The organism is Stenotrophomonas sp. PE591 (assembly GCF_018320795.1).
GTDB lineage: Bacteria > Pseudomonadota > Gammaproteobacteria > Xanthomonadales > Xanthomonadaceae > Stenotrophomonas > Stenotrophomonas maltophilia.
In genome coordinates, this window is the sequence record NZ_JAAOKO010000004.1 from 133,238 (window position 1) to 153,715 (window position 20,478).

Sequence of the window (20,478 nt, forward strand, 5' to 3'; positions counted from 1 at the left end):
TGCCCATGCAGCGCTGGACACTTCTGTTTTCATTGACGCTCTGCTCCGCCATGACGGCGCCCGCTGTGTGGGCCGCACCCGTGTGGGTCACTGCCTGGACGGCCGCGCCCGCGCCCGCCCGCAAGGACGGAACGTCCGATGCGCCGGTACAGTTCGCCGCACAGACCGTGCGCCAGGACATGCGCATTGGCAGCCGTGGCGATGCGCTGCGGCTGCGCATCAGCAACGAGCTCGGCACGACGCCCTTGCGGGTCGAGGACCTGCGTGTGGGAGTGAAGGACGGCAAGGCCGCACCGCTGCCGGTAACGGTGGATGGCCGCGCGGTCATCGAGGTGCCGGTCGGAGCCGCGCTGCTGAGCGACCCGGTGCGGATGCCGGTGGCGGCGCTGCAGGAGATCAGCGTGAGTGCGTATTTCCCGCAGCCCACCCGCCCCGCCGTGCGCCGCACCGAGCTGCGGGTCGCAGATGGCAGGCAGACAGCCGTCGCCGACAGCGTGCGGCTGAGCTACCAGCAGAACGTGTTCTCGGCAGTGATGGTGCAGCGTGAAGATCGTCCCCAGGTAATCGTGGCGCTGGGCGATTCCATCACGGAAGGCGCCACCGCACGCCGCGGCACCTTCAACCAGTGGCCGGAGCGATTGGCGCAGCGCCTGCAGCAGGCCTGCCCGAACCGGTTCGTGGTACTCAACCAGGGCATCAGCGGCAACAAGCTGCTTGACCATGGCCGCAGCCACAGTGCGCTGTCACGATTGGATCGCGATGTGATCGCGGTGGCCGACGCCGATCAGGTGATCCTGTTCGAAGGCATCAACGACATCCGCCACGGCGGTGGCGCGCAGCCGCTGCCTGGACGCAATGCGGCGGACATGCTGCTGGGCTATCAACAGGTTGCGGCGCGGCTGCATGCGCACGGCATCCGCACCTGGCTGGGTACGTTGACCCCGTTCGGCGGTTCCGAGCGCTACGAGCCCGTGTCCGCCGCCACCCGCACCACGATCAACCAGTGGGCACGCGGCGGCAACAGCGGCTTCGACGGCATCATCGATTTCGATGCGGCGCTGCGTGACCCGAAGGCAGCCGAATCGTTGCCCAACGAGATCACCCGCGACCATCTGCATCCCAACGACGAAGGCTACCGGCGCATGGCCGATGCCATCGATCTGCGCATGCTGGGCTGCACCACCCGCGAGTGAGAGAGAACCGATGAGCCGCGTCGTTTGTTTCGGTGAGTTGCTGCTGCGCCTGGGCGCACCCGGTCGTGAACTGCTGCTGCAGACGCCGCAGCTGCAGGTTCATGTGGGAGGTGCCGAGGCCAATGTGGCGGTCTCGCTGGCCAGCCTGGGCCACGATGTGCAGATGGTCAGCACGGTACCCGGTAACGCGCTGGGCCGGCATGCTGTGGCCGAGCTGCGGCGGCATGGCGTGGGCGTGGCCGCCGTGCGTGAAGTGGAGGGTGATCGCATGGGCCTGTACTTCCTGGCGACCGGTGCGGTGCAGCGCGCCAGTGAAGTGGTGTATGACCGGGCCGATTCTGCATTCGCAAGCAGCAATGCCAGTGACCATGCGTGGCCCGCCCTGCTGTCCGGCGCGCACCTGCTGCATGTCTCGGGCGTGAGTCCGGCGCTGGGCGCCAACGTGGCCGAGTCGGTGCTGGGTGCCGTGCGTGCGGCTCGCGCGGCCGGTGTGCAGGTGTCTTTCGACGGCAATTACCGTCCCTCACTGTGGCGACGCTGGGATGGCGACGCAGCGGCGATCCTGCGTGAGGTCTTCGCCGAGGCCGACATTGTCTTTGCGGATCATCGGGACATCGAACTGGTGCTGGGGCTGCACTTCGCGCAGGACGATGCGGTCGCCCGAACCGAGGCCGCTGCGGCCGCTGCCTTTGCCGCGTTCCAGCACCTGCGGTGGCTGTCCTGCACCCAGCGCGAGGTGATCAGCGCCGACCATCACGTGCTCGGTGCGCTGCTGCTGGGACGCGATGGAACCCGCGCGCAGGCTGCTCCGAGGCCGCTGCCCGGCATCGTTGATCGCATCGGCGGTGGCGATGCCTTTGCCGCCGGCATCCTGCACGGATTGCTGTCCGGTCTAGACGCAGAAAGCACCGTCCGCTTCGGACTGGCCGCGGGCGCGTTGAAGCACGCCATTCCCGGCGACTTCAGCCCTGCCCGCGAAGCTGAAGTCCGGGCACTGATGGAGAGCCACCCGTTCGACGTTCGTCGCTGATCTCCCCCCCGGGAGAATCCCGCTAGAATCCAACGGGCGCTGGAATCGCGCAGGGATCGCCCATGGATTACACCGGATACACGCGCAAGTTTCCCAACAACCGCCCGCTGAATGCGTTTGAACGCGAGCACCGCCTGCTGCAGAAGAAGCGGCTGGATGTCGTGCCGTTGGCGCAGCTGTGCGTGGTGAAGATGAATTCGAACGGCCTGGTTTCGGTGGATCGCTGGTTCGCCGCGCGTGGCTTTGCAGCCCTGCTGGGCGCGATCGGCATTGCCTTCGGGCTGGGCGGCATGCTGATGCTGCTCTGGTTGCTGATCGTGAACAGGCTGCCCAATGAAAACGGCCTGTGGGAGGCGATATTCATCGGCATGGCGATGCTGGCCGCCTTCACTGCAGCGAGCATCCGGGTGGCTTGCCTCGAGCTGTTCCGCTGGACCTACTATCCGATCGCGCTCGATCGCAAGCACCGGCAGATACACGTGTTCCGGCTGGATGGCACCACCCTCAGCGTGCCCTGGGACCAGGTCTATTTCACGCTTGGCCGCGGAACCGGAACCTTCGGATGGTACAACTGGGATGTCCGCGGACTGATCCTGGACGCTGATGGCGTCACAGTACGGGAGACGTTCGCGTTCTGCATCGCGACCTCTCGCATCGAGAACGCACATGCCCACTGGGAGTTCCTGCGGCGCTACATGGAAGAGGGACCGGCAGCCGTCGTGGACGCGGTGCACTACTGCATGCCGCTGGACGGCAAGCACGAGAGCTTCGCGTCCGGCAAGGAGCGCATCTTCGCCGAAGACGCGCAGCTCCCGGGTTTCATGTGGCTCACGACGCTGCCACTCAACTACCTGCACACGATCATGCGCTGGGTGGTGATGCAGACCAGCAGGATTCCGCGGTTTCCACCGGACATCGAGGCGCGCCTGACACCGGACGCCGGTGATCCCTGTGTCCGCGACGCTTCGATGAATCCACCGGACCTGCGCTGACCCAGCGTTGCGTCCGGCAACAGCACGTGGGCATCCCGCGTCATGGGCAGGCGCGTCCTCACAGCGCCAGCAGCCACGCTTCCAGTGCGCGTGTGTCCCGCATGTCGCCGTCATAGCGACGATCCGGAACATGCGGTTCATTCGAACCGCGCACCCGGCCTCGGAAAACCTTCATCGGTACGGAAATCCTGGCCAGGCCGCTCGGCAGCCGCTCCGGCCTGACATCCATGTAGAGACTGTCGGCCGATGTCTCGACGCCCACCTGCACCGCGCCCAGCCGCTTCCACAGGTCCAGCGCATCCAGGCAGGCCGAGCCGCACGAGGCATCGGCCACGATCACCACCCTGCCCTTGCGCAGCGGTGCGGCTGGGCCCGCGATTGATGCTGTATCTGCCCTGGCATCGGATGGCTCGCGCCACACTGCCTCACCCCGGCCGCGCGCCTGTGCCATGCCCGCCGTCACCGATTCCAGCATGCGACGCAGCTCTGGCGACGCGTCGGGCGCCTGCACCAGCTTCTGCAGGAAGCCGCGCAACTGGGCGATGTTGGCCTCGGAGGTCCGCCACTCCACCCAGCTGGGATCGGACAGCGCGTCCACGGCGGCACGGCCCCAGATCAGTCGCGCCAGTTCGATGCTCCATTGTGAAGCACCGCCACTGTTGCCACGCACATCCAGCACGACCGACCGTGCCCGCTGCAGTGCTGCGGCTTTTGGAGCAAGCTGCTCGAGCAGCGCGGTCAGTTCCTTGAAGTTCTGCTCCGTAGGGTCGGCATTGAAGCTGCTGGTGGTGATCCAGTAGCCACCGCCTGGCATCGTGTGCCAACCATTGGCCGGGCGGAAGCTGCGCCGGGTATCGGCCAGGCGCTCCTTGCGCTGTGCCGCCTGCAGTGGCTGCCACTGCAGCGCGTAGGGCTTCTCGCGTCCATCCACCTGAAAAACGCAGCTGCGCAGCGTGGGCACGAACGGATTGCCCTGCTCCAGCAGCACTTCACCACCACCCTGGATGCGGCTGGCCTGCAGGTTCCAGCGCCCGTTGAAGTCACCCACCCGGCGCGCAGCCAGTGTCTGCGCATCGATGCCGTCACAGGACAGCAATCGAGCCCCCAGCGGCGGATGGCCCGGACCACCGTCCACGGTCATGACCACCTGCGCATCACCGTCGAAACCGGTCAGGAACCCGGGCCACTGCGTCGGAAGATCGGGAGCGCCGGCAAGCGCGTTGAGGCTGACGTGGCCGTCATTGAAGGAGGCTGCGTAACCCTTCATCGCCCACCAGTAGCCTGCGAAGCTGTCGACATTGGGCGCGCGCGAGCGGGCAAGCGCCGAGGCGGCCTCCAGCTGCGGAACGAAACCCGGATTCCGCAGATCCACGGCGCCCGGATGGCTGCCGCGCATGGCGGCGTCGGCAGCGTCCAGATCCTTCAACAGCGTGTCCGACCAGTCGCTCGGTGCGCCTTGCGCGGTGGGCGCCGCAAGCGCCGCACCGAGCAGCAGCCCTGCAATGACCATGGATTCATCCCTTTGCCGGAACAAACGCCAGTCTCGCAGTTTTCCAGCCTGGCGTACCGCGCCCGCCGCAACGGGCGCGGCCTTCCATCAATGCAGCGGCAGCTTCAGCATCGACGGCGCGTTCGCCGGTGAACTGAAGGTCACCGTGCCACCCAACTGGCTGATGCCTGCGTAGCGCAGGTCCACGGTGTCCATCACCAGGGTCAGGCGACTGCCGGCCGGCACGTCCCAGCTGCTGGCTTCCAGCCGCAGGTCGATGGTCTTCGCCTGCCCCGGCGTGGCACCCCGCAGCGTATAGGGCTTGTGGCTGATCAGCTGGCCATTGCCCAGCACGTCCTCGGCATAGAGATAGGCATACAACGTGGTGTCGGCGCGGCTTGGCGTGACCGTCATCCGCACTTCCGGCGCGCCATCCAGCCGGCGTGCACTCCAGTAGATCGGCCCTTGCCAGACGCCCGCGGCGTTGCGCCCGACGAACGGCACATAGGCGCCCGGTGGCAGGTTGATCATCTGCAGCGCGCCGGACGCCATCACCACGCCCGAGTTGGCGGCCGTCAGCAGGCCGCTGCCGATGCGGTAGCTCCAGCCGGTGCCGCCACCGTTCGCCACCAGTCCACCGGTGGGCTGCAACAGCCCGCTCGGCGCGGTCAGCCCGTAGCTCACCGCGCCCGTCCGGGTAGCCTGCCAATCCGGATAGTGGCTCCAGCTGCCCTTCTGCGACTTCAGCTGCACCGCAGGCTGCCGGTCGATGCCATTGGCCACCCCCTTCAGGTAATGGTCGAACCAGTCGCCCACCGAATCGTAGACCTCGTTGGGAACACCCAGTGCGCCAAAGGCTTCGTTGAGCGCGTGATCGCCATGGCGCAACTGCAGCTGCTTGGGGCCCTTCAGGCGGTTGAAGAAATCGACCAGCTGGCCCGGCGGGAACAGGCTGTCGTTGAAGGCGTTGGCCAGGAACACCGCTGGCTGGTTGGCGTTGATCTCGTCGATGCTGGCCCCGGGGCTGCGCTGCGCCGCCACCGGCAACAGCGAGTCCACCGCGCCCTGGTAGTTGCCGACCAGCACATTGCGATTGATGGTGGACAGCTCCGGTCCCGGGCGACCGGTGGCCAGGCCTGCGGCAACCAACAGCGCGATGCCCTGTGCGCTGGGGGTGTCGTTGCTGTACAGCGAGGCCTGCAGGTCGGCCCATCCACTCAGTGCAGCCACTGCCTTGATGCGCGGATCGCGTGCGGCCGCCAGCAGGCTGGTGCCGGCCCCATAGGAGATGCCCGATACGCCGATTCGTGACGGGTCGGCGCGGGTGTTGTCCAGCGCCCAGTCAATCAGTGCACTGACGTCCTCGACCGTGGCCGGCCCGGCGATGTCGATGCTGCCGCCGGACTCCCAGAAACCACGCGAGCTGTAGCTGATCACCACATAGCCGCGGCGGGCCAACGACTGCGCCACGCCCACGTACTCCACGCTGGGCACGGCCCAGCTGCTGGGCATCACCAGCAGCGGATACCGTCCACTGCCCGCGTCCTGCGGTTCGATGACGAAGGCCCCGAGAGGCGTTCCATCCCAGCTGGGAATGGTGCGATGGGTGGTCTTGACCGTGGCCGCCCAAGCGGTGGGCGCCAGCCCGGTCAGCAGGATCAACAGCAGCACTACCTTGCGCATCGTGGTCTCTCCCCGTCGGTGGTGGTGCAACGGATCGGACCGTACCAGTGCGAATGGTGGGTGGCACCTTGCGACGCAGCATGACGTTGCTGCACTGTCGCAACCTTTGAATCGATGCTATGACGGGACCTTCCCAAGGACGGATGGATAATGAGACCCCCGCCGCTTTCACTTGTCGCCCTGTTGCTGGTTGCCGTTGGCCCCGTGTCCGCGGAGGATCCTGCGCTGTCCGACGTAACCGCTGGCGCAGTCTTCGAAGAGGCGCAAACGCTGTGCCAGGCCGACAACGGTCGACTTTGGGGAGCGTCGCTGTGTGGGCCGATGATGCTGGTGGACCGGACCAGCCGTCGGGTCACGGCATCCCATGCAGATGCACAGGGCAACCTGCAGGCACGTGGAGAGGTTTTCATCGGCCAGCTTCCGCCGGACGCGATCATCGCCAACACCGCCGTCGAATGGTCCGGCACCCGCTGGACGCAGCTGCTCTGGCCGCTGCCACAGGACGAAAGCCGTCGACGCACGCTGCTGGCCCACGAGATGTTCCACCGCCTGCAACCCGCGTTGTCGATCGAAGCGCCTGCAGAGGGCGGCAATGAGCACCTCGACACGCTTGAAGGACGCTATTGGCTGCAGCTGGAATGGCGCGCACTTGCCGCCGCACTGTCCGCACCCGACCCCGGCGCACAGCGCAACGCGATGAACGATGCGCTCGCATTCCGTGCTGAGCGCTACCGTCGCTTCCCTGCTGCCGCCCAGGAAGAAGCCGCGTTGGAGTTGAACGAAGGCCTGGCCGAGTACACCGGCGTTCTCGTCGGCAACGCAACGCCCTCTGCGCGCATCGAGGCCGCACTTCATGACCTTCGCGCCCATGTGGATGATCGCAGCTTCGTCCGTTCGTTCGCCTACGCGACCGGCCCGGCCTATGGCCTGCTGCTGGACCAGGTTGCGCCCGGTTGGCATCGCAATCTTGGCCATCCCGCCCGCGATCTCGGTTCACTTCTGGCAGAGCGCATGCACAGCACTCCACTCACCGGCGAAGCTGCACTGTTGACCACGGCAGCACGCTATGACGGGCCTGCGCTGCGCGAAACGGAAGTGCAGCGCGAACAGCAGCGCCTTGCACAGCTTGAACGCAACCAGGCCCGCTTCGTGAGCGGGCCGGTACTGCGGCTGGATCTTCGCAGCATGCGCATCCAGTTCGACCCCAGCAACATGCAGCCGCTACCTGGCATCGGCACGGTGTATCCCACGATGCAGCTGAGCGACGTATGGGGAACATTGACGGTCACCGATGGAGCGTTGCTGCAGAACGACTGGAAGGCCGTGTTCGTGCAGGCGCCTGCCTCGGGCGAACTGCCCCTGCAGGGTCACGGATGGGCGCTGAGCCTGGCCCCCGGATGGTCGCTGGTACCAGGAGCGCGCTGCGGCGACTACGTGTTGCGGGCACAGCCCTGAGCCTGGCGGCGACAGGCACCGCCACGCCCTAGCACTCGCGCGTGTCACCCACGCGCCGCCTGATCTGACACATCACCAGTGCTTGCGCGCTGTCACAGCTTCGCCTTTTCGTCGTTGACCGAAAGGCGACAGCTTGTGACGCTTGCGACACCGCAGGGCCTGCATGGCCCCACCGTGCGGTCAGGTCCCACCGCAATCCGTAGCACCCGTCCCCGCAACGCCCTCCCATGACTTCGCCCCGGCCTGGTCGTGGCGGACGGCTGCGCCCTGAACTTCTGCTGGAGAACCGCAATGCGCCTTGCAAGCTTCTTCTTCGCGTTCGTCCTCAGTGCCTTCGCCGGCGCTGCCCAGGCCCAGGTCGTCACCCTCAACAAGGGCGGCTTCGTGCTCACCTACGACTGCAGCATCCACAGCGCCACCCGCTACGAATACACCCTGACCGCAGACACCGGTTCGGCCGCGCGCCCGTCCAGCTTCTACAAGGATCCGGACCTGCCGGCAGGCTGCCTCGGCCAGACCAGCACCGCCTCCTACGCCAGCATCACGTCCGGCTATGACCGGGGCCATCTGGTGACGTCCAACCACATGGACTACAACGCGACCTACATCCGCCGCGCCAACTACATGACCAACATCGTTCCGCAGGTGTCCAGCTTCAACCAGGGCATCTGGGTGAAGGCCGAGAACGTGGCCGAGTGCTACCGCGACATCGCGCCGGTGGATGTCTATGGTGGCGTGGTCTACGGCGACGCCTCCAACGACTACTTCCTTTCCAGCCACGGCATCCCGACGCCGGAGTTCTTCTGGAAGACCATCATCACCCGTGACCCGAACACCGGCACCGCCAAGGCGATCAGCTGGATCATTCCCAACGAAGCCAATCTGGGCAGCCTCGACAGCTATCTGGTGACCATCGCCGATCTGGAGGAGCTGCTGGGTGCGAGCTACGTCGCGATCAACGCACCGGCCTCGCTGAAGAACATGCTGCCGGCCAGCACCTGGCCGCAGCCGGCGGGCTGTGACCTGGGCTGACCGGCCGGCCGGGAATGGGTGGCACCCAGTCCGGGTGCCACACAGGGATGGCTGTGGGAAAATGGCGGGCAATTGCACCACTGCATTGCCCCCCTGGAGCTGTAGATGTCCCGTTTCCCGTTTGATGCCGTGCTGTTCGACTGCGACGGCGTACTCGTCGATTCCGAGCCGCTGGTCGCCCGCGTTCTCTCGGAAATGCTGACCGCACGCGGCTGGCCGCTGACCCCGGCGCAGGCGGGTGAAGTCTTCCTCGGCCAGTCCGTGGCCCATCTGGCAGGGCTGATCGCAGAGCGCACCGGCAAGCCGTTCACCGAGGAATGGCTGGAGGAGTTCCGCCAGCAGCGCAACCGGGCACTGGAACGTGACCTTGAAGCGATCCAGGGGGCACCCGAGGCCGTGCGTGAGATCGCTGCGGCCACCGACGGGCGGATCGCCTGCGCATCCGGTGCCGACCTGCACAAGGTGAAGCTGCAGCTGGGCAAGGTCGGCATCCTTGATGCCTTCGGTGCCCATGTGTTCAGTGGCCAGGACATGCCGCGCACCAAGCCCCACCCGGACGTGTACCTGGCTGCAGCTGCAGCGCTGGGCGCCGACCCGACGCGCTGTGCAGTGATCGAGGACACCGTCACCGGCGCCGCTGCCGGCGTTGCCGCAGGCGCCACCGTGTTCGGCTTCAGTGAGGGTGGCCCGCACCACAGTACGCCGGAAGCCCTGCGTGCTGCGGGTGCAAAGGTGATTTTCCAGCGCATGGACCAGCTGCCGGGCCTGCTTGCCGCCTACGCGGTGGACGCCGTCGCCTGACCCTGCTCAGCCCGCAGTGCCAGTGCGGCGCTGCGGCGCTTTCCGGCGTAGTGCAGCGCGAACAGGTACAGGCCGGTGAACAGTTGCAGGAACAGCGGCGGCAGCGGCGAATAGGTGATCCACGCTGCAGGTTCGCCCTGCCCCAGCCCGCGAACGGCGAAGTTGGCGATCACCGCCAGGGTGAACACGATCGAGGTCCAACGATGCACGGGCCGTGCCCAGCCACCGCGGCTCATTGCCGGCGCCTCGCATCGGAACGGGCTTCGATCATCTTCCAACCATTGCCTGATGGGTCACGGAATCCGGCGTCGACGGCGCCATAGCGCTCGATCGGCTCCTGGGTGAATTCCACGCCCTGTGCCAGCCATTGCGTGTAGCGCGCCTGGCAGTCATCCACGGCCAGTACCAGCGGCGGCATTGCGCCTTTGGCGACCAGCTGCTGCAGCGAAAGCGCGGTAGCGGCGTCGTGGGTGGGCGGGCCTGGCACGAACAGGCCCAGCTGGAAACCGTCCTGGCCCGGACTGCGTACCGTCAGCCATCGGTAGCTGCCATTGCGTACGTCGGTATGCACTTCGAAGCCGAGCTTGCCGACGTAGAACGCCAGCGCCTCATCCTGGTCGCGCACATACAGGCCGACCGTGTTCACAGTGTTCGTCATGGGACCTCCCTCAGGTAGGGTCCACGTTAGCAACCGCCTCGCGGCGGCGCTTCTCCAAAACTGCGATCTTCAGGTCCGGGCGCTGCGCGGCGCGTGCATGGCATTCCGGCACGCTGGCCGACGCCGCCTGGCCCGCACGCTCACGCTCACGCACATTGCCCGGGCTGTCACCGGTGATGTCACGGAAGATGCGGCCGAAGGTACCCAGGCTGCTCCACCCGGTCTGCGCGGCGATTTCGGTGACCGGCAACTCGGTCTCACGCAACATCGCCACGGCCCGTTCGATGCGCCGGCTGAGGAGATAGCGGTGCGGTGGCAGCCCGAAGGCCTGCTTGAACGAGCGGGCGAAGTGCGCCGGCGACACCGCACTGACCTCGGCCAGGCGCGCGACCGGCCATTCCTCATGGCTGGCGCGGTCCATCCGGTCCTTGGCACGCAGCAGGCGCCGCAGCAGTTCGGGGCTCTGGTTCATGGCACCACCGCCTGGGCCAGGTAGTGGCGTGCCGCGTGCCGCGCCTCAGCGGCCTGCTCGACCAGCCAGTCACGCAATGCAATGACCTTGGCACTACCATTTCGCGCCGTGGGTGCCACGAACCAGAAGCTGCGACCGTCGCTGGCGACGCCCGGATGCGCCTGCACCAGCCGCCCGCTGTCCAGCTCGGCCTGGAACAGGATCGGCGAGCCAATGGCGATGCCTTGCCCGGCGATCGCGGCGCCGACATCCAGATGCTCGACGGCAAAGGGCGCGACGAAACTCTCCGGTGCCGGCGGTGGAATGTGCCCGTGCGCGGCAAACCACAGGGCCCACCAGTCCGGCCGCCCGAGCAGGGGAATCTCCAGCGCGCTGCTGCCCAGCCCACGCGCCTCGTGCAGCAGCGCCGGCGCACACAACGGTGTGAACAGGCTGGGAAACAAGGGAGTTGCCTGAAGACCCGGCCATTCGCCCTGGCCATTGCGGATGGCGGCATCGAAGTGACCGGCGGCCAGATCCTGCGGCGCTGCCGACAGGTCCAGTTCCAGCACGAACTGCCGGTGGCGGGCGCGGAACGTGCCCAGCCGCGGCGTCAGCCAACTGGTGCCCAGCGTCGGCAGCACGGACAGGCGCAGTCGCGCCGCATCCCTGTCAGCGGCGCGCATGAAGCTGGCGCGCAGTGCATCGAATGCCCGGGTCGCCTCCTGGGCGACGCTGGCACCCGCCACCGTCAGTTCCACGTGCTGTGCGTGGCGCAGGAACAGGCAGATCCCGGTCTGGGCCTCCAGCCGCCGCACGTGGTAGCTCACCGATGCCGCACTGGTGTCGAGCTCTTCGGCGGCGCGCGCGAAGCTGCCCAGCCGCGCCGCCGCCTCGAAGGCACGGATGGCGGCAAGCGATGGCAGCTGGCGTTGGGTGACCATAAGTGTGACTTAGCCTGAGCCCCGATATCTGCGTGGTCAATCCCCCTGGTAAGCGCAACGATGGAGGCACCTTCGACAGGGGATCACGCACATGGATCGACGGCAGTTCCTGGCCACCCTGGCCGCCGCGGCGGCATCTACGGCGCTGCCCCCCGGGTGGGCCCTGCCCAGCCACAGCAAAGACTGGCAATGGTTGCAGGGCAACTGGCAGGTTCGGCACCGACGCCTGAAGGAGCGCCTGGTCGGCGATACCCGTTGGGAGTCCTTCACCGGTTCCAGCGCGGTCTGGCTCACCCTGGGCGGACTCGGCACCATCGATGACAACGTCATGGCGCTGCCTTCGGGCGCCTACAGGGGCCTGGGCGTGCGCGCATTCGATCCGGTGTCTTCCACGTGGTCGATCTGGTGGATCGATGGCCGCAACCCTGCCCATATCGAAGCCCCTGTGCGCGGCGCTTTCAAGGGCGATGCCGGCAGCTTCCGCGGCGCCGACCGGATCGACGGGCGCCCCATCGAGGTCTGGTTCCGTTGGCATGACATCCACGGCGAGGAGCCGTGGTGGGAACAGGCGTTCTCCGACGATGCCGGTGCGCACTGGGAAGTGAACTGGCGCAACTGGTTCCGCCGCACTGCTGCGGTCCCCTCTCCGCTTCCAAAGCTGCCGGATGCACCGGGCGATTTTGATTTCCTGGTGGGCCATTGGAACGTGCGCCATCGTCGCCTGCGCGCTCGGCTGGCAGGCAGCGATGCATGGGACGCGTTCAACGGCACCCTGCACAACTGGCCGGTCCTGGGAGGATTCGGCAACGTGGGTGACAACTTGATGGACATGCCTGGAGCGCCGCTGCGCGGCATGGGCATCCGCGCCTGGAATGCGGCGGAGCGGCACTGGCTGAGCTGGTGGCTGGATGGCCGGGAGCCAACCCGGATCGGCGCGCCACTGCGCGGTGGTTTCCAGGCCGGTGTCGGCCGCTTCTTCGGCGAAGACCAGCACGACGGTCGAACAATCCAGACACGGGTGATCTGGTCACGCATCACCCCGCGTTCGGCGCGCTGGGAACAGGCGGCCTCGACCGATGGTGGACGCAGTTGGGAAACCAACTGGGTCAGCGACTTCGAGCGACAGGCATGAAGGCGCTGCTGGCCGTGATGCTGCTGGTTGCTGCGTCGCCTCCCGCGTCTCCATCCAGGGGGCTGCGGATCGTCGGCCCCGCCGAGCGCTTTGCCCCGGGCGTTGCATCCACGCAATACGACGAGATTCGACTGACCTTGAGCCCGGACGGAAAAACCGCATTGTGGTTCAGCCGCAACCGGCCCGGCGGTCCGGGCGGGTATGACATCTGGGTCTCCCGCAACGATGGGCAGCGCTGGCGGCCGGCGACACCGGTGCCGTTCAACACGCCGGGGCGCGACTTCGATCCCGCCTTTTCCACCGATGGCCGCGTGGTGTATTTCTGTTCGGATCGCGCAGGCGGCCAGGGTGGCGACGACCTGTACCGGGTCAGCATGGGGAGCGACGGTCGATTCGGGGAGCCGGTCAATCTTGGCCCGGCAGTGAACAGCGCGGCCGATGAATTCGCGCCGATGCTCTCGCCCGACGCGGCCACGCTGCTGTTCTCCAGCGATCGCGCAGGCGGTGCGGGTGGCCATGACCTCTATGTCGCAGCAATGGTCCGTGGCGTGGCGCAGCCGGCACGGCCGCTGCCGGGAGACCTCAATACCGCAGCGCAGGAGTTCGATGCCACCTTCCTGGGCGACGGCCGGACGCTGGTGTTTGCCCGCGCCCTGGACTTCGGCAGTGCACCGGTACGCCAGTTCATTGCCCACGAGCGTGGAGGCCGTTATGACGCGGGCCTTGCATTGCCCTCCCCCTTGAACGAGGCCTCCGGCGACAGCTACGGCGCGATGCTGGATGGCTCGCAACCCGACACCTTGACCTATTCGGCGCGGCGCGCGGACGGTGCAGGGTTGGACCTGTACCGCATCCGCTATCGGATGATGCGGCCTTGAAGGCGGATGTTGTCGATTCTCGGCGCCCCGGTTCGTCGAGAGGATGAAACCCCAGGAGAAAAACGCAGATGCCCTCCCATCAATCCCTTGCCTGTACCTGCGGCCAGGTGCGCCTGACCACCACCGGCAGTCCCATCGCCACCGTCGAATGCTGCTGCGACAGCTGTCGCAGGGCCGGCGCCCAACTACAGTCGATGCCCGGAGCGCCGCAGGTCCTGGGGCCACAGGGCCAGACGCATTTCGTAATGCACCGCAAGGATCGCGTCAGCATCGATGCCGGGCATGCCATGCTGCGCGCGTTGCGGTTGTCCGGCAGGGGCGGCAGCCGCCGCGTCGTGGCGGGATGCTGCAACACACCACTCTTCCTGGAGTTCAGCGGCGGCCATTGGCTGAGCCTGTATGGCCTGTTGTGGCCGGCATCGGCAAGACCCGCCGTGGAGATGCGGACGATGGTCAGTGATCTTCCTGATGCGTCTGTCCTTCCCGACGATGTGCCGAACCTGGAGACCCGGTCGCTGCGGTTCTATGCCCGGTTGATGAAGGCGTGGGTCGCCATGGGCTTCCGCAGCCCACGCATCGAAGTCGCGGGAGATACCCATGTCTGAGCCCGAGCGGATCGAGATCGAGAGCATCACCACGCCTGGGCACATCCATCGCGTGGATCGTGCCAAGTATCTCGCCATGCGCCATGCCTTGCTGCGGGCCCTGCCTGCGCAACCGCCCGGCCTGACCGTTGCGCAGGCAAAACAGGCACTGCTGCCACATCTTCCCGCCGCCCTGTTCCCGGCAGGTGCCACTGCCGGTTGGTGGTTGAAGGCCGTGCAGCTGGACCTGGAAGCCAAGGGCGTGATCGAGCGCGTCGCGGGCAAGCCGTTGCGCCTGTTCAAGCACCTGGCCGGTTGATCAGCGCTGCGCAGGCAGCTCCAACCGGTGCTTGCGGCACAGGCGATACACCGTCACGCGAGAAATCTGCATCTGCCGCGCACACTCGGAGACGTTGTAGCCGGTCTGGCGCAGGGTCTGCAGCAGCACATCGCGCTCGGCCTGCCCCCGTGCATCGTGCAGCATCGCCGCGGGCAGGGCCGCCGCCGATGCGCCCAGTTCCAGGTCACGCTCGCTGATCAGCTCGCCTTCGGCCATGATCGCTGCACGCTGCACACGGTTCAGCAGTTCGCGTACGTTGCCGGGCCAGTCGAAGCGCCGCATGGCCTGTACTGCGGCCGGTGCAAAGCCGCGTGCACGCACGCTGTGGCGCAACCGGAAGCAGCGCAGGAAGTGCTCGGCCAGCAGCTGCACGTCGGCACCGCGCTCGCGCAGCGGCGGCATCAGCAGGCGCAGCACATTCAGGCGGTAGTAGAGATCGCTGCGGAACCGCCCCTGCGCCACCGCGTGTTCCAGTTCGACGTGGGTCGCGGCAAGCACACGCACGTCTGCGCGCAGCGGCTGGCTGCTGCCCACGCGCTCGAAGGTTCCCTCCTGCAGCACGCGCAGCAGACTGGTCTGTGCTTCTGCCGGCAGATCGCCCACCTCATCAAGAAACACCGTTCCGCCATGGGCCGATTCGAACACGCCGATCTGCCGCTTGTCGGCACCGGTGAACGAGCCACGTTCGTGGCCGAACAGCTCCGACTGCACCAGGTTGGCCGGAATCGCACCGCAGTTCACTGCAATGAAAGGCCTGCCGGCACGCCCCGACAGCGCATGCAGCGCGTGTGCGGCCAGTTCCTTGCCTGTACCGGTTTCACCTGTGATCAGCACAGGCAGCTCCACCGGCGCAAACTTGTGCAGCACCGTGCGCACCGCATGCAACGCGGCGCTTTCGCCAATCAGCGCGTGCGGTCCATGCCCAGCGCAGGTTGCGTCGACAGGCGGATCATCCGCGTCGAACTGCTGGCGCATTGCGCAGACCAGGTCCTGCAGGCCGAACGGCAGCGTGAAGCGCGCGCAGCATCGCTGCAGCAACGGCAGCCAAGCCGGCGATGTGGGTCCGGCACCCGGTGGCAGTACCGCCAGCCAGGGTAGATGCTGGTGCTGCTCGATCCACGGCGCCAGCAGCTGCAGCGCGACCGCATCGAGATGGCGCAGATCGAGCACGGCGAGCAATCGATCGCGCGCGCGCAGGCCAATCGCCATGGCGGGATCGGGATGGATGCTGCGCACATACCAGCCCGCTGCCGCCAGCGCACTGCGCTCGTTCGCCAACGGCTCGCCAAACCAGAGCACGCAACGTGACGTAGAAGCCTCCGGGACCGCTGCCATGCTTCCCCAGCATCCGGACACCGTCGGCGGACTGTCAGGCAATCACCGGCGTGCCGCCCCCCGCCGGGACCTCTACGGCCACCGGGATGGCCTTTGTTGGGCGGATCCTAGCGCTTCCCTAAACGGCGGCGCAATGAGCAGTGCGTCAAGAAATTCCTGGCTGAAGCGGCACCGTAGCAGACGGCGACGCCACCTGTAACACCGATGCGACAGTCGCCCGCAGGCCTTGCCCTGCGGTGCTTGGCGCTTCGAAATCCCAACAATTCCGCGACGTGCCTGTAACAGCATGGCAGCAACCCGGTCAGGTGCTGCACGGTCACCCTGTTGGCGCGTGGGCGCTTCGGAGTTGGCACGGTTGATGCGTGGTTCCGCCGCACCCATCGCGGGAGATCGGCATGGACGGCACCACCCTGATTCGCGGCCTGGCCGCAGCGCTGGCAATAGCCCTGCTGTCGGTTGGCACCGACGCGTCCGCGTCGGGCGCCCGCCAGGGCGTGAAGGCACAACCGGGCGAAATCGTCCTGTTGCGGGACGTCTCCGCGCGGCCGGCCTATCGCATGGCACCACCGGGCATGGCGCTGATTGCCGACCCGAAGCCGCAGCGCGAGATCGCCGCCGCATTGGGTGTCGGCGGCACGACGACCGGCATGGACGAGTTGAGCGATGAGGACTATGCCGGCATGGGCGCCGGCCAGGCCGCGTCCATCGCGGCGCCGGGCGGAACCACCGTTGAACGGGTCACCCAGCAGGCCTTGGGCGGCACGCTGGGCCGCAGTGGCGACGGCATGGTCGGCAGCAGCCTGGGGGGCGCCATGAGTGGGCCGCTCGGTGCGGTCGGCAGCAGCACCCGCGGTATCGCCGATACCGTGCGCGGCGCACTGGCCCAGTTCCCGCTGCAGGGCACGGCCCCGGCAGGTGGAAAATGAAGCCCCTGCACGGCGTGCTTCTGCTGCTCGCTGCCGCGCCCTCGGCGACCCGGGCCGATGACTACAGCGGCATGCTCGCCTATCTCGACGTGGCCCGGATCGACGGCCACGCACTGGCCGGGGCGAATGGCGCCATCGCCGTGAACCAGGCCGCCGGCGACCTCAACGTGCAGGCCAACCTGCGGGGTATCGCCAAGGGCGATCGCGCCGACGTGGCGATCAATGCGCGGCAACTGCAGCAGCGCAACCGCGTGCTGTCCGGGCCGCTGCGGGCCACTGCATTCATTGGAGGTGACGCGCTGGCCGGTGCCAGTGGCATCGCATCCATCAACCAGGCCAGCGGCATCGCCAACACGACGCTCAACGTCGTCAGCGCGACGCTGGCCCGACAGGGCATACGCGAAACCGACGATACGGCCTTGGCCGCCGAGGGTTCCGCGTTGGCAGGGGGGCGGGACGACACCGGTCGCGGCGTCGCGACGGGCACCCGCAGCGCCGGTGTAGCCAGCACCGCGCTGCGGGGATTCGACGGGGTCCTGCAACTCAATCAGATCGCGGGCAACGGCAACGACACGGCCAACGTACTGGGCCTGGTCGTGCAGGACCGCCCGTGACAACCACCCAACCGATGCACCACCTGATGAGAGAGAGGGCACCATGAAAGCGACCGTCAAACAGACCATGCTCGCCATGGCGATTGCCACTGCCTCGACCGCCGCTGCGGCCAATGGCTGGGACAACCAGAACGCCAACGCGAACATCAACCACAACCACACCGTCAGCGAAACCCGCAACGATACGCACAACCACACCGACAACGACGTGCGCAACCGCACCGTCAACGTCAATGTGCAGAAGCACAGCAACATCCAGGCCGACGAACGCAAGGAGAAGAACAACCACGGCGTCGACGTGAACCTGGAGAAGGACCTGCGGCTGAGCACCGACATCAATTTCTCCGGCGATCCGAACATCACCGGCGACATCGACCTCGACTCGGCGGCCATTGCCGTGATCGACAACCGCCAGTCGATCAGCAACAACGCCACCAGCAACAGCCTGGTCACCAACAGTGCGTCCATCGGTGACAGCGTGGGTGCCGGCGCATCGGGCAATCTCGGCTTCAACGTGGTTTCCGGCGACAACAATGCCCAGGACAATGCCGCGTCGTTGTCCGCTGCCGATGCGTCCTTCAGCTTCGGCATGGCTGACGCCGAGGTTTTCGTCAACCAGGCCGGCTTCGGCAACGCGACCATGAACTCCGGCGTCACCAACGCCGCAGGTCTTGGCGGCAACGCTTTCGGCGGCGCGTCCGGCAACATCGGCGTGAACATCGCCTCGGGCAACAACAACGAGCAGAAGAACGCGCTCGCGGCCTCGGTCGCGACCACGGCGGTGGCCCAGTCGAGCATCAGCTCCAACCAGGTCTCCACCGGCAATACGGTCAGCAACGCCGGCTTCGTGCAGTCCTACACCGATACCGTGCAGGTCGGCATGCATGGCGGCGTCAGCGGCCTGACCCTGGCCTATGGCGCGGGCACCTACCGCGGTACCGGCAACGCCTACCAGATGGCCAACTACTACCTGGATACGTGGAGTGGCGAGCTGCCACACCCGGGTGGCAACAGCACCGGCCACATCGACCTGGACAACCAGATCCAGAACGCCACGATGAACCCCAACCGGCCGGGGGTGGGCGGCCTGGGCTTCGATACGCGTGAGAGTGGCACCAGCCAGTTCGTCGAACTGGGCGTGGCCGACCTGTATGCCAGCCTCAGCGGCACGGTCAGCACCACGCGCTGGGTGAACGTCAACGCCACCAACACCTCGGCATTGTCGGGCAGCGCCTTCTCCGGCGCCTCCGGCAACATCGGCGTGAACGTGGCTGCAGGCACCGGCAACCTGCAGGCCAACAGCCTGGCCCTGGCAGTCGCCCAGCCCAGCACCGGCGGCGGTGGTGGCAGCGGCGAGTAAGCGCAACACCCCGGCCGTCCGCCAATGGCCGGGTTCCCGGGAGCCCCTGTCCCTCCTCCCCCTTGGGGCAGGGGCTCCCCCCTGCTGCCGGAGACTGTGATGATCCGTTGCCGTCTTTCGATGTGCCTGCTGGCCTGCCTGTTGCTGCTGGCCACTGTTCCTGCGTGGGCAGGCGACGTGCGCTTCAGTGGCGTACTGCCCAATGGCGCGCTGCTGCAGCAGAAGGTGGAGAGCATGCAGGAGCGGCGCTACCGCAACGTGGTACGCCAGCACACCGACTACAGCTGCGGGGCTGCGGCGCTGGCGACCATCCTTCGCCACGCCTACCACCTGCAGACCGACGAGGCGACGGTGATTGAAGGGATGATGGGGGTGTCCGATCCAGCGCTGGTGGCCGAACGCGGCTTCTCCCTGCTCGACATCAAGCGCTACGTGGAATCGCTGGGCATGCGTGGCCGGGGCTACCGCATCGATGAAACACGACTGCGCACCCTTCGCGTGCCAGGACTGGTGCTGATGGACGTGAGTGGTTTCCGCCATTTCGTGGTGCTCAAGCAGGTGCGCAACGGCATCGTGGAAGTGGCTGACCCGATCCTCGGCGACCGCAGCCTGGCGCTGCCGGAGTTCCTGGCCGCCTGGCCATCGCGCGCGGTCTTCGTGGTGATCGGCAGCGACTTCGATCGCAACACCGTTCTTCTGCAACCCAGCGAACGGCCCAGTGCCCGCGCGCTCTTCGCGCGGCAAGGGCCGATCACCGATGCCGAACTGGTCGACTTCGGCTTCAGCCACGCCGACCTGTTCTGAGGAGGTACGACCATGTTCCGCCAACACGTATGGATGGCTCTGCTGCTGATGGCCCCTGCCCTGCCCCTGCAGGCCGCAGACGGCAGGGCCGGGCGTGGCCTCACGGAAATCCCCGATCCGGAGCTGAGCCTGATGCGGGGGCGCTACACCGTGGGCGGCAACAACGTCGCCTGGTTCGGGGTCACCATGGTGTCGCAGTGGCAGGTCAGCAACGGCACGACCCTGCAGGGCGGCCTGACCCTGGGCATGGACTTCCGTGGCGGTGGCGCGCCGAAACTCAGCTTCCAGCCCAGCGTGCATGTCACGGCAGCCGATGCGCCGCTGCCCGATACCCACGGACGCAGCATCGACAGCAGCGGCCTGGCCAACGCCAGCGGTCTGGTGCAGAGCGTGCAGGTGGCCGGCGATGGCAATCTTGCGCGCAACGTCACCACGCTGACGGTTCGCGAGGGTGGCGTGCCGGCGGCTCTTTCTGATGGCGCAGGCAGTGTCAGTGCGCAGCAGGGCGGCGCCAGCGCGACGGCGGTGCTGGAAGGCAACCAGGCACGCCTGCTGCTGCAGGTGGACGGCCAGGGACTGGTACAGCAGTGGATCCGCAATGGCAGCGTCGGCCAGGGCATCGCCCTCGCCGGTGACGGCCAGATCGCCAGCAACCAGCTGCGGCTGGAACTGGTACGCGACACCGTAGGCGGCAACCTGCCGTTGAGCCAGAACGTGGCCCAGGCGATTGCGCTGAACCGCGGCATGGGGCCGGGCCAGTAGCACGGCGCGGCATTG

22 protein-coding genes are annotated in these 20,478 nt (G+C 67.0%); 15 read left to right on the top strand and 7 right to left on the bottom strand.

The annotated features are described in order from the left end of the window. Positions 1 to 5 precede the first annotated feature (5 nt). From JLDANKMP_RS12510 to JLDANKMP_RS12520, 3 genes are all read left to right on the top strand, one after another. Complete coding sequence (locus JLDANKMP_RS12510) at positions 6 to 1,193, top strand: GDSL-type esterase/lipase family protein (protein ID WP_212561267.1); 1,188 nt, start codon at positions 6 to 8, stop codon at positions 1,191 to 1,193. A gap of 10 nt (positions 1,194 to 1,203) precedes the next feature. Further along, on the top strand, positions 1,204 to 2,223 hold the full coding sequence (locus JLDANKMP_RS12515; RefSeq protein ID WP_212561268.1) for a sugar kinase: 1,020 nt from the start codon (positions 1,204 to 1,206) through the stop codon (positions 2,221 to 2,223). Between the two features lie 62 nt (positions 2,224 to 2,285). Further along, the gene (locus JLDANKMP_RS12520; protein WP_212561269.1) at positions 2,286 to 3,215 is read left to right on the top strand and encodes a DUF6708 domain-containing protein; all 930 of its coding nucleotides are present in this window, start codon (positions 2,286 to 2,288) and stop codon (positions 3,213 to 3,215) included. A 58-nt stretch (positions 3,216 to 3,273) separates the two neighbouring features. On the opposite strand, the gene JLDANKMP_RS12525 is transcribed toward JLDANKMP_RS12520, so the two are convergent. After that, complete coding sequence (locus tag JLDANKMP_RS12525; protein ID WP_212561270.1) at positions 3,274 to 4,725, bottom strand: S41 family peptidase; 1,452 nt, start codon at positions 4,723 to 4,725, stop codon at positions 3,274 to 3,276. A gap of 87 nt (positions 4,726 to 4,812) precedes the next feature. Continuing rightward, positions 4,813 to 6,387 (bottom strand): alpha/beta fold hydrolase, encoded by a 1,575-nt coding sequence (locus JLDANKMP_RS12530; protein WP_212561271.1) that lies wholly within the window; start codon positions 6,385 to 6,387, stop codon positions 4,813 to 4,815. A gap of 150 nt (positions 6,388 to 6,537) precedes the next feature. Between JLDANKMP_RS12530 and JLDANKMP_RS12535 the strand changes: the two genes are divergently transcribed. The 3 genes from JLDANKMP_RS12535 to JLDANKMP_RS12545 all read left to right on the top strand — a co-directional run bounded on the left by JLDANKMP_RS12535 (position 6,538) and on the right by JLDANKMP_RS12545 (position 9,675). Beyond that, on the top strand, positions 6,538 to 7,842 hold the full coding sequence (locus tag JLDANKMP_RS12535) for a hypothetical protein (protein ID WP_249336905.1): 1,305 nt from the start codon (positions 6,538 to 6,540) through the stop codon (positions 7,840 to 7,842). Between the two features lie 291 nt (positions 7,843 to 8,133). After that, positions 8,134 to 8,874, top strand: a complete 741-nt coding sequence (locus tag JLDANKMP_RS12540) for a DNA/RNA non-specific endonuclease (protein WP_212561272.1) — start codon at positions 8,134 to 8,136, stop codon at positions 8,872 to 8,874. A 105-nt stretch (positions 8,875 to 8,979) separates the two neighbouring features. Continuing rightward, positions 8,980 to 9,675 carry an HAD family phosphatase gene (locus JLDANKMP_RS12545; protein ID WP_212561273.1) on the top strand — a complete coding sequence of 232 codons (696 nt, stop codon included), beginning with the start codon at positions 8,980 to 8,982 and terminating at the stop codon, positions 9,673 to 9,675. On the opposite strand, the gene JLDANKMP_RS12550 is transcribed toward JLDANKMP_RS12545, so the two are convergent. From JLDANKMP_RS12550 to JLDANKMP_RS12565, 4 genes are read right to left on the bottom strand one after another with little or no spacing between them, the layout of a single operon-like run. After that, the gene (locus JLDANKMP_RS12550; protein ID WP_212561274.1) at positions 9,651 to 9,911 is read right to left on the bottom strand and encodes a hypothetical protein; all 261 of its coding nucleotides are present in this window, start codon (positions 9,909 to 9,911) and stop codon (positions 9,651 to 9,653) included. The two genes, JLDANKMP_RS12545 and JLDANKMP_RS12550, sit on opposite strands and share 25 nt — an antisense overlap. Continuing rightward, positions 9,908 to 10,333, bottom strand: coding sequence for a VOC family protein (locus JLDANKMP_RS12555; RefSeq protein ID WP_212561275.1), 426 nt, complete (start codon positions 10,331 to 10,333; stop codon positions 9,908 to 9,910). The genes JLDANKMP_RS12550 and JLDANKMP_RS12555 overlap by 4 nt, the downstream gene beginning before the upstream one ends. Positions 10,334 to 10,343: 10 nt before the next feature. Continuing rightward, positions 10,344 to 10,805 (bottom strand): AraC family transcriptional regulator, encoded by a 462-nt coding sequence (locus JLDANKMP_RS12560; protein ID WP_099497459.1) that lies wholly within the window; start codon positions 10,803 to 10,805, stop codon positions 10,344 to 10,346. Next, positions 10,802 to 11,728 carry a LysR substrate-binding domain-containing protein gene (locus JLDANKMP_RS12565; RefSeq protein ID WP_212561276.1) on the bottom strand — a complete coding sequence of 309 codons (927 nt, stop codon included), beginning with the start codon at positions 11,726 to 11,728 and terminating at the stop codon, positions 10,802 to 10,804. Before JLDANKMP_RS12565 ends, JLDANKMP_RS12560 begins: the two co-directional genes overlap by 4 nt. Before the next feature lie 91 nt (positions 11,729 to 11,819). Between JLDANKMP_RS12565 and JLDANKMP_RS12570 the strand changes: the two genes are divergently transcribed. From JLDANKMP_RS12570 to JLDANKMP_RS12585, 4 genes are all read left to right on the top strand, one after another. Further along, entirely contained in the window at positions 11,820 to 12,860 is a 1,041-nt protein-coding gene (locus tag JLDANKMP_RS12570) for a twin-arginine translocation signal domain-containing protein (protein ID WP_212561277.1), read from the top strand. Then, positions 12,857 to 13,738 carry a PD40 domain-containing protein gene (locus tag JLDANKMP_RS12575; protein ID WP_212561278.1) on the top strand — a complete coding sequence of 294 codons (882 nt, stop codon included), beginning with the start codon at positions 12,857 to 12,859 and terminating at the stop codon, positions 13,736 to 13,738. Before JLDANKMP_RS12570 ends, JLDANKMP_RS12575 begins: the two co-directional genes overlap by 4 nt. A gap of 68 nt (positions 13,739 to 13,806) precedes the next feature. Then, entirely contained in the window at positions 13,807 to 14,343 is a 537-nt protein-coding gene (locus JLDANKMP_RS12580; RefSeq protein ID WP_212561279.1) for a hypothetical protein, read from the top strand. After that, a complete protein-coding gene (locus JLDANKMP_RS12585; RefSeq protein WP_057499415.1) occupies positions 14,336 to 14,641 on the top strand; it encodes a hypothetical protein in 306 nt (101 codons plus the stop codon). The genes JLDANKMP_RS12580 and JLDANKMP_RS12585 overlap by 8 nt, the downstream gene beginning before the upstream one ends. Here the strand turns inward: JLDANKMP_RS12585 and JLDANKMP_RS12590 are convergent, their stop codons facing one another. Further along, a complete protein-coding gene (locus tag JLDANKMP_RS12590; RefSeq protein WP_212561280.1) occupies positions 14,642 to 15,997 on the bottom strand; it encodes a sigma-54 dependent transcriptional regulator in 1,356 nt (451 codons plus the stop codon). Positions 15,998 to 16,392: 395 nt separating this feature from the next. Between JLDANKMP_RS12590 and JLDANKMP_RS12595 the strand changes: the two genes are divergently transcribed. From JLDANKMP_RS12595 to JLDANKMP_RS12615, 5 genes are all read left to right on the top strand, one after another. Next, positions 16,393 to 16,923, top strand: a complete 531-nt coding sequence (locus tag JLDANKMP_RS12595) for a hypothetical protein (protein ID WP_033834313.1) — start codon at positions 16,393 to 16,395, stop codon at positions 16,921 to 16,923. Next, positions 16,920 to 17,537 (top strand): hypothetical protein, encoded by a 618-nt coding sequence (locus JLDANKMP_RS12600; RefSeq protein ID WP_212561281.1) that lies wholly within the window; start codon positions 16,920 to 16,922, stop codon positions 17,535 to 17,537. The genes JLDANKMP_RS12595 and JLDANKMP_RS12600 overlap by 4 nt, the downstream gene beginning before the upstream one ends. Positions 17,538 to 17,580: 43 nt before the next feature. Further along, positions 17,581 to 18,897 carry a hypothetical protein gene (locus JLDANKMP_RS12605; RefSeq protein WP_005409778.1) on the top strand — a complete coding sequence of 439 codons (1,317 nt, stop codon included), beginning with the start codon at positions 17,581 to 17,583 and terminating at the stop codon, positions 18,895 to 18,897. A gap of 99 nt (positions 18,898 to 18,996) precedes the next feature. Further along, positions 18,997 to 19,701: a C39 family peptidase gene (locus JLDANKMP_RS12610; RefSeq protein ID WP_212561282.1), complete on the top strand. Its 705-nt coding sequence runs from the start codon at positions 18,997 to 18,999 to the stop codon at positions 19,699 to 19,701. A gap of 12 nt (positions 19,702 to 19,713) precedes the next feature. Beyond that, positions 19,714 to 20,463, top strand: coding sequence for a hypothetical protein (locus JLDANKMP_RS12615; RefSeq protein WP_212561283.1), 750 nt, complete (start codon positions 19,714 to 19,716; stop codon positions 20,461 to 20,463). Positions 20,464 to 20,478 lie beyond the last annotated feature (15 nt).